Raw genomic sequence first — 13441 nt, 5'->3', positions numbered from 1 at the left:
TGCACTTTCTCATAATAATAAACCGTTTTTTAGGCTATTTTGCTTTCGAAACGGTTTTTAATAGTGATTATTTATAAAATTCTTTCTAATATTCTAACATTTATAAGCTTTTTCTTGTTCTCTTTTTGGGACAAAATCTAATTTATAAAGTCTATTTTAAAAATGTTTAAATTATTTAAAAATATTTATTAAGTAACAAGTTACTAACATACTAAATGTTTAAAATCTTATTTAACTATTCTAAAATACTAAATTTGTCTTTGATTTTGTCCCTTAATTAAGACAAAAATCAAAAATTAGCAAAAACTAATTTATTATGTGTTAAAGTAATTAATTATTAATATTTTTAAATAATTAGTAAATAACAATATTAAAAGAATAAAGGAAAGGAGTGATTATATGAAAGTTACAACAAAGAAAGCAAAACAAATTGGTTTCTTTGCAGCTGTTAGTATGTTAATTGGATCAGTTGTTGGAATTGGCATCTTCTTTAAAAACAACTCTATATTTAAAATTAACAGCTTTAATGAAATTGGAGTAATAGTTTCTTGAATTGTAGCTGCTTTTATAGCTATTGCCACAGCTATTAGTTTTGCAATCTTTGGTTTTAGTAAAAAGCAAGGAGCTGGACTATCTGGTTCTCTTGAAATTTTTAAATATAAAAAGTTTGCAAGATTTATTGCTATTGCTCAACCTTGTTTTTATAATGCTGCTCTTTTACCTTCACTTTGTTTCTTTGGAGCAGAAGCTTTTTTTAAAGTGATCTTACCACCTAATGAAACTCCTCCTATTTGGTTATTATTTGTTACTACTTTTATTATTTTTATATTATTTATTGTTATTAACTTAATATCTATTAAAATAGCTGCTACTTTACAAATCATCTCTACTATTCTTAAGTTCTTACCAATTATTGTCTTTGGTATTGTAGGAATAGTATTAGGAATTAAGAATTGAAACTATTCATTAGCTAGTGTTGCTGTTAATGATCAAATAATAACAAGCTCAAATGCTGTTTATACTAAAGGAAACTTTAGTTTTACTAATATACTAACTGCTTTACCATCAATTTTATTTGCTTATGATTCATTCTTAAATATTGGCAATATCCAACACCGAATCAAAAACGGATCTAAAAGAATCTCTTGAATCTTAGTGTTTGGTATAGTTTGTGTTGCTTTCTTTTATTTATTATTAACAATTGGACAAATCTTTGTATCTGAAGGAACAGTTTTTGGAGTAATTAATAAAGCTTGAAATTATGATGCCAACATCATTAAAGCAGTTACTTTAACTGTTGATGTTATTATCTTAATCTCAATCTTAGGAGTAGTTAACTCTTTTGTTTTAGTTGATATTAATGCTAATCAATATCTTATTAATCAAAAGATTATATTTACTTCTTATTGATTATCTAAAATAGCTAATAATAAGAATCAATATCTAAAAGGAGCTATTTCTTCTTTTATCTCTTTTTCTTTCTTTTTTATAATTCATTCAATAGTTGGTATTATCCAAAATACTGATGCTTATGTAGATCTAATGTCTAATTTCTCTAGTGTCTTTTTCTTTTTAGTATATGGATTAATTATTATTTGTGCACTACACAATGCTACAAAAAGAAATAGATATTATAAGAAATATCCATTTGCTAAAGAATTATCATTAAGTAATAGAAATTATAGTTTTAGTTTCTTTAATAAAAAAGAAGAATTATTAATAAGAAAACAAAGGATTAGTTTACCAGCTAAAAACTTTGTTGATCTACAAACTAAACCTTGACATTATTTAGTTTGAACTGTAGCTATAGTTGGTTGTTGCTTTGTTTTCTTATACCAACTATTTTATGGGTTTACAATTCAAACTTGATTAGATCCATATAATAAAACAATGTTTGGTTTTGGATTATATTATGATAATAATGTAACAGTTAGTCCTTGAGTAGCTAGTTTAATTTTCTTTATCTTTATTACTATTTTTATAGTTACTCCATTTTTTAATGATTCAATTATTAAACTTATTCATACTAAAAACCAAACATTAACTAAAGAAATAAAGACTAGTTTATTAGTTTAATGTTGTATTAAATATTAAAAAACAATATAATTTATAAATATGGTTAAAAAAATAATCTTAGTTTGCGAGGTTTGTACTAGTCGTAATTATCAAACCCAGCGTAATAAATTTGCAATCGACCGTCTTGTCTTAAACAAATATTGTAAAAAGTGCAATCAAAGCACCACTCATAAGGAAACTAAGTAAGTGTTATGGCAAAAGATAAATCAAAGTACTTAACTTACCAGGACAAAGAGTTTGAACGCAACCAAATATTAGAAGAACAACGTAAAAAAGAGCTCAAAGAACAAGCCAACGTTGTTTTTTTAGCTTTACAAAAACAAAAAAGAATTTATCAACTAGCAAAAAAAGATTATAAAACCAACTTAAGGCACATCAAATCAAAATTAACTACAGTTCAACAAAAAGCTTATCTTAAACAATCTAAAATGATTCTTAAAAAGATGCGTTTTGATTATAAAAAAGCTGTCTTTGAGTATGAACTTAATTATGAGCGTGGATCATATAAAATTAAACGATGATATTATGGTTTACAAAAAGAAGTTAAAAGAACATCTTGAGCAAGTGCAAAATCAGTTATTACAAGTTTATTTGTAGTTATTATAATCGTTGTTTTATTAGCAGCAATCTTCTTTGGAATCGATTCTGCATTCATTAAATTATCAGCAAAATAAAATATCTAATAAGGAGTCTATTATATGGCATTTAAAATCAAAGATTTAGACCAAAGGTTATTAAATGATTTAGGTCTTAATGAAAATAAACATCATTTTCAATGATACATTATCACTGTTGTAAGTGGTAATGAAAACAAAGTTATTGAAAACTTAAAAGATAAGATTAATGGTTATGGTATGGGTGATAAATTAGCTGATATCAAAATCATTAAAGAAAAAATCAAAAAAGTAGAACTTTATGATCCAACTGATGCCCCTAAATTAATGCGTAATCGGGACAATGTTAAATGAGAAACAGTTGTTGTTGAAGGGGTTACTAAATACCGTTGTACAAAAATTAAAGAAGGAAACAAATTTAATGGTTATGTTTTCATTAAAGTGGATATGACTGAACAAATTTGATTCTTAATTAGAAATACACAAATGGTAACAGGGATTGTTGGTTCATCTGGTAAAAATGTTAAACCAATTCCAGTTAGTGAAGAACAAATTCTTCAAATGATTGAAAAAGCTAATCGTGAACGAGCTAATGTTAGTTTAGATGATGATACAAGCAATCATGTTGTACTTAAAGATCAAAACGATTTTGAACCTGAAGAAGAAACAAAACCAAAACCATCAACTAACTTTAAAGTTAACCAAACTGTTAAAATTATTGGTAACCAATTTTATGGTGAAATTGCTAACATCACTAATATTAACGAAACTAAAGGAACTGCTATGGTTGAATTCGAATTCTTTGGTAGAATCCAAGCTCTAGAATTTGATTTTAACGATTTAGAACTATATGATGGTTCTGATAGCTATTCTGATGAAGATAGTGACTACTAATAAATAGACTACTAATATAAAAGATAATTTATTTTCTGATTTTAATCCAATGATATATAAAATCAACCATTAAATACAATTTGTTTTGTATTGTTTTTACTTTTTTTGTAGAAAAATATAGCAAAAAAGTTATAATTATATGGTTGATGTATGGAAGTATAGCTCAGTTGGTTAGAGCACACCCCTGATAAGGGTGAGGTCGGTGGTTCAAGTCCACTTATTTCCACCATTGGGGACGTAGCTCAATTGATAGAGCACCTGATTTGCACTCAGGAGGTCGTGGGTTTGACCCCCATCGTCTCCACCATTTACAAATTCTAAACGACCTTATGGTCGTTTTTCTTTTCTCTAATTTTAATTATTCAAAGATACAGCTATGGTTTTATAGTTGTATCTTTTTGTTTTATGTTACTGGAATAAGAGGTGTAAGAGTTGGTTGGTTGAATTCATCTAACTAATCAAATTATTAGATTCGAATAAAAAAGGTGGAATTCCACCTTAATTCTTCGTATGAGGTTTTATTATGATAATCAAAAGGGATTACTATTTAAAGCAACTAATAGACAAAAAAGGAAATGGTCGAGTCAAAATCATTATAGGAATAAGAAGATGTGATAAATCATATCTATTATTTAATTTATACAAAGACTATCTTTTAGCTAATAAAATCAATGATGATCAAATCATAACAATAGTTCTTGATAATATTGAAAATCTTAAATATAGAAATCCTTTTGAATTAAACGATTATATTAAAAGTAAAATCAAAAACAAAGATCAAATGTACTATATCTTTATTGATGAAATTCAATTATGTGAAGCTGTAGCTAATCCATATGTACAAAGTAAAGAGAAAAGTGTAACTTTTGTTGATGTTCTTTTAGCTCTTATTAAATCTAATAATTTAGATGTTTATGTAACTGGTTCTAATTCTAGAATGCTTTCATCTGATGTACTAACTCAATTTAGAGATCGTGGGGATCAAATCCATATAAATCCATTATCTTTTAAAGAAGTATATGATTTATATGAAAATAAAGAATTAGCTTTTGAACATTGTAGTTTATATGGTGGGATGCCATATATTTATAGTTTATCAACACATCAAGAAAAGAATAAATATCTATCAACTTTATTTAATGAAACATATATAAAAGATGTGCTTGAAAGAAACAACATTAAAAATGAAAAAGAAATTTTAGAGTTGTTGCTTGATTTTGTTTACTCTTCTGTTGGATCATTAATTAATCCAGCTAAACTATCAAGAAGATTTCTGTCAGAAAGACAAATGAAAATATCTTCAAATACAATTCTAAAATATCTTAGCTTCTTTGAAGAAGCGTATGTTTTATATAAAGCAAACAGATATGATGTTAAAGGATCAAGATATTTTTCTACTCCTTATAAGTATTATTTTGCTGATGTTGGTCTTAGAAATGCTAGATTAAATTTTAGACAAATAGAAGATAACCATATTATGGAAAATATCATCTACAATGATTTAGTTTCTAGGGGATATAATGTTGATATAGGAGTAGTTGAATACGATTCTAAAAAAGATAATACTAGAACAAAAATTCAATTAGAAATTGATTTTGTTGTCAATTTAGGTAGTCAAAGATACTATATTCAATTAGCTTTAAATGTAGATACTAAAGAAAAACTAGATCAAGAAATAGCATCTCTTAAAAGAGTGAATGATTCATTTAAAAAGATAGTGATTGTGAAAAAGAAGATCATCCCTAGATATGATAATAATGGAATTTTATATATTGGTATAGAAGACTTCTTATTAACAAAATCGCTAAGCGATTTATAAAATTATTATTTATAAGTTTCTTTAATTATTTTAGCTATTTCATAAGATAGCTTAACAGGTACTGCATTACCTATTTGTTTAAGAATACTAGATTTAGTTCCTAAGAAAATAAAATCATCTGGGAAACTTTGTAAAAGAGCCATCTCTTTTGGTGTTAGAACTCGATTTAATTTAGGATGAATATGAACCCCACCATGATTTTCTTTAATAGTTGGTGATGGTTTATCATAATAAATTCTTCTAAATGCATCAGAATAGTTCTTATATAAACTTTCACCTTCTTTAAGAGTTGACATTTTACTAATCATTGATTCTGAATGATTAGTAAAAATGTGATTAATTGCTTTGTTCTCTTTAGTTTGTTCTAGATGTGATATAGCATCTTTTGTGCTAACTGTTGGTAAGTTAACACTTCCTATTTTCTTTATAACTTCATCAACTTTGTCTTTTTTATTAATTGGTGAAGCAATAAAAATTACTCTTTCTCTTTTTTGAGCTACACCAAACTTAGAACTATCAACAAGAATGCATCTTGTATAATAACCAATTTCATTCATCTTCTTAATCATCTTATCAACAACTAATTCATTATCCTTTTCTTTAAAAGATAAAATACCTTTAACATTTTCTAGAACACATACATCAGGATGTAATCTTTTTATTACATCAATTGTATAAATATATAATTGGTTTCGTTCATCATCTAAACTTCTTTTTCCAGCTATTGAATACCCTTGACAAGGGAAACCACCAATTACTAAACCAACCTTGTTAGCATGTTTAGTTTCTAATTCTTCTCTAATTGGTGTTGATGTAATATCTTTAGGAACTATTGTTGTTTTAAAATTATGATTATAAGTTTGTACTGCATCATTTCAAAATTCTATTGTATCAACGATTTCAAAACCATTTTGTACAAATCCCATTGTTAAACCACCTGCACCTGCAAATAAATCTACTATCTTTTTGTTTTTCATACTTACACCTATATAACCTATTAACCAATAATGGCTATATTGTATAAACAGAAAATATACTTTTTATATTTATATAAAAAGTTGAAAAAGTGGATATTTATGCTCTTTTTGTGGTTTGAAAAAGAGTGTTAAATGGATGGTGGAGTAAAGTTAAAGTTAATATTCTCTGAGTTAAAAATGATTATTATGTTATTTAAAAGTATATTTAAATCATCTAATTTAGAAACTTAGTAGAATATCTTATTGACAAACTATAGATTTTAAATCGAGTATTAGGATATACCGCTTTAATAGCTAAAGAAACATCTTTTAAGCTGACATATGAAACAATTAGAATTTGTTTTTAACTAGTTTAAAATAAAAAAGATCGCTACAAGTGTAATGATGTTGGTGCCATTAAATCTATTATTGAAGTTTTTAAAAATTTAGATTTTTAAAGAATTATTTCTATATGAGCAATGGAAATGTGATGGATTATTCTTGCATATATAATAAATTAATATCTTATATGGTCAATTAGAAGATTTTGTTTAATAAATTAATAATAAACATATCAATATTTAAAATACTAAAGCAACAATAATAACGTACTAAAAAACACAATAATTAAAAATTTTACCTTATTTTATTTTAGGAATTTATAAAACGAAAATAAATGGCAAAATTTTGTTAAAAGTGTAGGATAATTAATAATAACAATGATGAAAGAGAATATGAAAGAGAATATGAAAGAGAATGTTTTTAAAAAATTAAATGGTCAATTTTATACAATAACAAACCCGTTTAAAAATAATTATTTTTTTAAATGATATAATAACATCAACAAAATTTGCCCAATTCAAGATCTGACTTTTTTGGAGCCGTTTGCTGGTTCTAATAATATTATAAAATTGATTGAATCATTAAACCTAGAACAACCAAAAAGTTGAAAATGTTATGATCTAAATTTGCCTGAGACAAATAATTGCCCTGAATTTGAAATAATTTGTCAGGATACAATTAAAGATTTCCCAAAAGGTTTTGCTGTAGCGATAACAAATCCTCCTTATCTAGCTAAAAACAAGGCAACACAATTACAATCTAAAAATTTTGACTATAGTTTTGACGATCTTTATTTGAAAAGTTTAGACTTGATGCTCAAAAATGTTGATTTTGTAGCAGCTATAATCCCCGAATCATTTATAACTTCAAATAAATATCACGAGAGACTTTATTGCATAATTTCTCTTGAAATGAGAATGTTCGAAGACACTGATGTACCAGTTTGCTTAGCATTATTTAATAAAGAACAAACAGAAGACTTTTTTATTGTTAAAAATAATATTAATATTGGCTATTATAAAGATTTGGGTGAGAATTTAATAACATATACGTCAAATATACCCTGAAAATTTAATGATCCTAACGGAAATATTGGTTTATATGGCGTTGATAACAATCAAAGCGAAAGTATAAAATTTGTAAAAGGATCTGAAATTAAAAACGAAAAAATAAAAACCAGTTCAAGAAGTATAACAAAGATTTCAGGTTTAAAATTTGAAAGCGAATCTGAGTTAGAAGCATTTATTAAAGAAGTAAATAAAAATTTAAAAAAATATAGAGATTCAACAAATGATGTGTTTATGACATCGTTCAAGTGCCTAAGAAATGATTTTAAATATAGACGTAGATTAGATTTTAAAACAGCTAGAAATATTTTAAATAAAACTTATTTAGAGAACAAAAACTTAAAGGCTGTTAAGGTGTAAAAATGAGAAATATATTTGAAGATGAAATAAAGGAAATGAGAACTAATAACATCAATGATGTTGTTAGAAATCCTGAAAAATATCAAGACAAGTTAAAGAAATATGCTGAAAGATACGATTTTGATTTGAATTATTTGCAACAAGAAATTTTAGAAAATGTTCATTTAATAAATCACATCGCTAAAGATCCTCAAAAACAAAATTTCCATGAAAAGCTAGTTGAAAAGTATATTAATAGTAACTTTGAAGAATTTGAAGAATTTGAAATATTACCTAAAAATAGTGAAAAATCTATTTACCTCTCAAATGGTTTAGTTGTTTCTCGTAATAATTTAACTACTAAGAATCATACAAAATCTATTGATTTTAAGTGAAAATACAAAAATTATATTGTTTATGCATCGCACAAATACACTAAAGACAGAGGTGGAGCACAGGATAATCAATATGATGATGTAAAATCATTTTTAAAACACGCAAGAGAAAATATAAATAAAGAAAATTTATTTATTGCAATATGTGATGGTGATTACTACCGTGAAAAGAAATTTCAGGAGTTAAGAAACTTGGTTATAGGATCTAGAAAATGCATCATATCTTCTGTAGATTCACTCAAAAAAGAGATTGATAAATGTATAGAAGATCAAGACGAAGAAGATAATAAATAAAATAGGTTAGTGTTGATACAAAATAAATCTTTAAATATTAGCTATGTCGCCTAAATAATATGTCTAAAGCGGTAGCTTTTACGTTCACAATTTAAAAACTAAATATGTAGTGCAATAATATGTGTATTTATATAATTGGTAATAAACTATAGTCGCTTTGAAAATAGCTAATCACAAATCCTTATGGTTTTTGTTTGGAATTTTATTTAAATTTCTATGTAAAATAAACCTACTTTTGGAGTTATATCGAACATAAGTTCGTATCTTCCATTGTAGGTTTTTTATCTCAGTATAAGAATTAGGTAGGAATTTATTTCACTATTCTTAACCTATTATAGAGCAAGGGGGGTGAATAGAAATTTACACAAATATTCAAAGAAAAAATGGAAAGAAATTAAAAAATCCGCAAATTTGTGTTTGTTTCTTATGAGAATCTTTTGTCTTTAGTTCTCTTTTTTGAGTTCAAATTCTTTATTTAAGATGTTGTATTTGTCGTGCATTTCATCATTTAATGAAAGAGCAATTGCTTTAGTACCTTCTAAACTGAAGTTTATAGAACTTAATAGAATTTTATGTTGAAGGATTTTAGCATTTGCATCGAAGTTAGAAGACACATGCCCTTTAACTTTTCTTACTTCATCATTTGCTGTTCTTATATAAACTGTAAAGCTCGTGTTGACATGTTTTTTAGGATAATCTGCAATTAGATCCACTTGTAGGTTATTATCTTTAATAGATATTTCGCTAACCCCATATTTGTTTGTAATATTAAATTGGTTTTGATCGTTTTTATACAATAATATTGTTCTATTTGGTCGTTTAAGTTCGATTCTCTTTAATCGATAATGTCTATTGTGCGGAATACCTAAATTAACAATTAAACCTTGATCTGACGGATTTATTAATTTTATTTCTTTTTCGGTTTTTTCGTGTTCTTTAGCGTTTTCAAGATTTTTATAATCAATCTGTCATTTTTCTTCCCCACCCTTATATGTAACAGTTGGCATTGTTTGTCCTTGATATTCAAAAATAAAGGTTAAATATTTTCTATCATCGGGTGCAATTAACTTCTCTAAATCAGGTGAATTAATTTGAACATCTCTAAAATCTCTAGCTTTTAGCGGGTGAATTAATCTTTCTACATTAATCAAGAACTTATTTTTATAAAGATATTTTTCTACATCACTTAAATTAGTTACATCGGCTATTTCTCTATCGTTGCTATCAGTAATCTTCTTGATAAAGTATTTTTTATTATTCTCTAAATTATTTGCATTACTCACATCAAAAGTAGCGATTAATCCATCATTAACTTGAGCAGTTAATTCAACTAACTGTTCGTCTGTTTCATTCCCTAAAGATAATTTGACAGTTTGGTTAGCTAATTTAGTGTTATAGAATTTAATTGTTTTTGATTTATCTTCATTGGTATTAATATCTACTGTTCTTAGTTTTGATTGAATAGCAAGATTAGTAGAATTTATATCATTGTTAATAACATAAACTGGTTTATCTGTTTTTAATTCTAATTTACTAATTAATACTTTTTCTGAATCATTTAAAAGTCCTTTTTCTTTTATAGAAAAATCAGTTAATGTTCATAATTTATTAGTAGAAAGTTTAGAAGTATCAAATATAAATTTGTCTTTTTCATATGATCCTGTTGACTCTAAAGAAGTTCCTAGATCATCCTTAAATTTAGCAACTAAAACTTTTTGGAGTATTTTATTATTTGCTGTTTCATATGGAAGTGAAAAAGATAAGTAATTGTTAATTGTTTCATTGTTAGTAGTTAATTCTAATTTGTTATTAGCTACAGTAGCTTTTGCATCTGATAGTACAAAACTATCCTTATATTTTTCATTTAGTTGAGTATTAGGTACTACAACTCTTCGATTCTTTTCCAAAGTATCAATTTCGTTCGATTCAACACGATCTAAAGTATAAGTTTTGTTAGTTAAAACACCAACATTGAAACTTAATTTATTATCTTCTTTAGCTTGGGTTAATACTTTATATTCATCATCACTATTGTTATTATCTTTAAAAATAGCATAGTAGTATTCATTCTTCTTTATGTTTGAATTTTCAACTTCTAAACTAGTTTGTCCTGATGAATTAATAATAAATGGTTTTGTAAAAGTAGATGCATGTGTGAATTTAATTTAATTTATTGAAAGTTGTTTATCTGCTTCTTTGTCTTTTAATTCTTTAATTTGATAGCTTCCAGAAACTAATTGTGATAGATCAAAAGTAACTAAATTATCTTTGGCTGTAGCATTAAAATATTGAGGTTCTCCACCGTCCAAATTAACAACTTCCAAAGTAAGTTGTTTATCATTAAACTCATCATCAACAGCAGTCTTGTATTCTAAACTATCGTTTGATTTTTTATATACAATACCATCATGAAATACTTTATTAATTGATGAAAGTTTAGATTCGCCTTTTTGGTTTAGACTTTGATCTGGATTTGGGTTCTGATCTGGATTATTATTTTGGTTTAAATTTTCTGTTGGTGTAGATGAATTAACTACTTTATGAACATTTAATAAATCTTTAGTTTTATATTCTTGATTAATCAATGGATTTTGATCATTGATTTTCTTAAAAACTTTTACTCGCTTAATTAAATATTTAGAATCTAAATCAATATTAGAAAACTGAACAACAACTTCACCACTTGAACTAATCTTATCTTTATCTGAACTTATAGAGTTGGTATTAGTTGTTGATTTAACTAAATCAACTTGTACAAAATGATCAGCATATGCTTTATTAACTTTTAGTTTTAATCCATATTTTTGATTATTAGTTGGTCTTAGTACTTTTTCTACTATTTCTAGATTTAATTCACTTTTTAGGGTTGGATTAGTACTTCTTGCACAACTAGCTATTAATGTAGTTGTAATAGCTACTATCCCAATTGAAGCAAAAGCAAATATTCCTTTTCGTTTAATTTTCATTTAAATTCATCTCCGTATACTTCCATATAATTTATAAACTAACAAAATTAATAATTAATTAAGTTGTACATGCATTTTATATAGGTTAATATTATAAATAAAAATATCATCTAATCAACTATTTTAATATCTATTTATCATTTGTTGTTTAATACAAATTATTGCATAAATGTTGCATTTTTTCTCTTTTTAGTGTAGAATATCAACCCACAAAAGATTAGAAAGTGATTTTATGATGATAAATATTAAAAGAAAATTAATGATGGTATTTTTAGCATCATTAAGTACAATTACAGTAAGTAGTTTAATTGTTGCTTGTTCAAACAATAAATCAACTCAAAAGAGCCAAATTGAAAAACAAGAACAAAAATTAGATCAAAGCCAACAATCTAAAACCACAACTCAATCATTAAGTATTAAAGATAATTCTAAACTTAGTTTAGTTAAAAACAACAATCAATATAACTTGATAGTTAATATTAATGGTGATAATAACAAATTCTTAGAATTAGTCTTAAAAGAAAAAGATAGTAATAAATTCATCAGATCAAATAACAGATCTAAGATCGACAATAACAAAGCTTCATTTGTTTTTAATAATTTAGATCCAAACAAATCATATCTACTAGATAGCTTTATTATCTATGAATCGAAAACAGCTGTTGATGGTGAACAACAATATTTAAATCAAGATATCAAAGATAAAGAAGTTAATATTAAGAATGAAGCTGAAAAATCAGATACTGCATCATCAAATTCTTTAAATGAAGAAATTACAACAAATAAGACAGAGTCTCCAAAACCAAAAGTATTTAGTTTAAATGCCTTTGTTAATCGGTCGCTTGCTTCAGCTATTACCTTACAAGTATTTATTAATGGTTTAAGTGAAAATGAACGATTAGAAAATATACAACCAAATAATAAGATAGTAACTTATATTGCTAACATTAAAGATCAACTAGATACATTGTATTCAACATTAAAAGAAAAGAATGAACAAGTTTACAATAATTTAATCAGCACATTATTTGATAAATACAAATTTAACAAAAGCGATCAAACAACTAGCTGAGAAACTATAGCTAAATTCTTTGAAGACTTAATAAAAACAGAAACCGAATTAGTTAAACATAATACTGAACTACAAAATCAAGAACGATTAAAAGTTTTAGTAAACAAACCAAATACCAAGATTAAAGTGTTTAAATTATTCATTAATCAAAACAACAAATTAGAAGCTACTTTAGTAGGTGCTGTTCATGATGTTTTAAGTAAGCTAAAGAATAAACAATTAGTTTTCAAATTCAAATTCCCTAATGAAGAAACAGTTAGAGGAATGAATACAGTAAATATTTCTAACATTGAAATCTTCATAAACCAAGATCCTGTTGATGTTAAAGTTGTAGGTAGTGAAACTCTAACTAAAAGTGGAGAATACACTATTACTCATGTATATATCAAAGATCCTAATAAACAAGTAGATAATATTGATGAAGCTAATTTATTAGCTAATCCATTCAAAATAACTAAACCATAAATAACTCTTTAGTTAACTATTATAATTCCAACTCATAGCTACATAGCTATGGTTTTTTATTGGGATTCATTTTAAATTTAGCTAAATAAAAATTAATGGCAACACACTACCATTAGTTCTATATAGTATTTATTTAAATATA

The 13441-nt window shown here is 25.7% G+C and carries 11 protein-coding genes and 2 tRNA genes; 10 read left to right on the top strand and 3 right to left on the bottom strand.

Features of this window, described 5'->3' with window-relative positions:
- The first annotated feature begins 399 nt into the window (after nucleotides 1-399).
- From JM47_RS03265 to JM47_RS03235, 7 genes are all read left to right on the top strand, one after another.
- Nucleotides 400-2076: an amino acid permease gene (locus JM47_RS03265; RefSeq protein ID WP_208894947.1), complete on the top strand. Its 1677-nt coding sequence runs from the start codon at nucleotides 400-402 to the stop codon at nucleotides 2074-2076.
- Nucleotides 2077-2115: 39 nt separating this feature from the next.
- A complete protein-coding gene (gene rpmG, locus JM47_RS03260) occupies nucleotides 2116-2262 on the top strand; it encodes a 50S ribosomal protein L33 (protein ID WP_208894946.1) in 147 nt (48 codons plus the stop codon).
- Nucleotides 2263-2267: 5 nt separating this feature from the next.
- Nucleotides 2268-2750 carry a preprotein translocase subunit SecE gene (gene secE / locus JM47_RS03255; RefSeq protein ID WP_038103339.1) on the top strand — a complete coding sequence of 161 codons (483 nt, stop codon included), beginning with the start codon at nucleotides 2268-2270 and terminating at the stop codon, nucleotides 2748-2750.
- A 24-nt stretch (nucleotides 2751-2774) separates the two neighbouring features.
- Nucleotides 2775-3584, top strand: a complete 810-nt coding sequence (gene nusG / locus JM47_RS03250) for a transcription termination/antitermination protein NusG (RefSeq protein ID WP_208894945.1) — start codon at nucleotides 2775-2777, stop codon at nucleotides 3582-3584.
- A 152-nt stretch (nucleotides 3585-3736) separates the two neighbouring features.
- A tRNA-Ile gene (locus tag JM47_RS03245) sits at nucleotides 3737-3813 on the top strand.
- 2 nt (nucleotides 3814-3815) lie between these two features.
- Nucleotides 3816-3891: transfer RNA gene (locus tag JM47_RS03240), tRNA-Ala, on the top strand.
- A gap of 216 nt (nucleotides 3892-4107) precedes the next feature.
- Nucleotides 4108-5403: an ATP-binding protein gene (locus JM47_RS03235; protein WP_208894944.1), complete on the top strand. Its 1296-nt coding sequence runs from the start codon at nucleotides 4108-4110 to the stop codon at nucleotides 5401-5403.
- Between the two features lie 5 nt (nucleotides 5404-5408).
- Here the strand turns inward: JM47_RS03235 and JM47_RS03230 are convergent, their stop codons facing one another.
- Complete coding sequence (locus JM47_RS03230; RefSeq protein WP_208894943.1) at nucleotides 5409-6380, bottom strand: DNA cytosine methyltransferase; 972 nt, start codon at nucleotides 6378-6380, stop codon at nucleotides 5409-5411.
- Between the two features lie 698 nt (nucleotides 6381-7078).
- Between JM47_RS03230 and JM47_RS03225 the strand changes: the two genes are divergently transcribed.
- Together JM47_RS03225 and JM47_RS03220 are read left to right on the top strand one after the other, a co-directional pair.
- Nucleotides 7079-8128: a DNA methyltransferase family protein gene (locus JM47_RS03225; RefSeq protein ID WP_208894942.1), complete on the top strand. Its 1050-nt coding sequence runs from the start codon at nucleotides 7079-7081 to the stop codon at nucleotides 8126-8128.
- A 2-nt stretch (nucleotides 8129-8130) separates the two neighbouring features.
- Nucleotides 8131-8796, top strand: coding sequence for a hypothetical protein (locus JM47_RS03220; protein ID WP_038103421.1), 666 nt, complete (start codon nucleotides 8131-8133; stop codon nucleotides 8794-8796).
- Nucleotides 8797-9239: 443 nt separating this feature from the next.
- On the opposite strand, the gene JM47_RS03215 is transcribed toward JM47_RS03220, so the two are convergent.
- The gene (locus tag JM47_RS03215; RefSeq protein WP_208894941.1) at nucleotides 9240-10703 is read right to left on the bottom strand and encodes a hypothetical protein; all 1464 of its coding nucleotides are present in this window, start codon (nucleotides 10701-10703) and stop codon (nucleotides 9240-9242) included.
- A gap of 258 nt (nucleotides 10704-10961) precedes the next feature.
- Entirely contained in the window at nucleotides 10962-11762 is an 801-nt protein-coding gene (locus JM47_RS03210; RefSeq protein WP_208894940.1) for a hypothetical protein, read from the bottom strand.
- Between the two features lie 235 nt (nucleotides 11763-11997).
- Here JM47_RS03210 and JM47_RS03205 point away from each other — a divergent pair, with 235 nt between their 5' ends.
- Nucleotides 11998-13299 (top strand): hypothetical protein, encoded by a 1302-nt coding sequence (locus JM47_RS03205; RefSeq protein ID WP_208894939.1) that lies wholly within the window; start codon nucleotides 11998-12000, stop codon nucleotides 13297-13299.
- Nucleotides 13300-13441 lie beyond the last annotated feature (142 nt).

The sequence above is a fragment of the Ureaplasma diversum genome, from assembly GCF_000941095.1.
Classification (GTDB): domain Bacteria; phylum Bacillota_I; class Bacilli_A; order Mycoplasmatales; family Mycoplasmoidaceae; genus Ureaplasma; species Ureaplasma diversum.
This window is presented reverse-complemented; position numbering and strand designations above follow the sequence as displayed.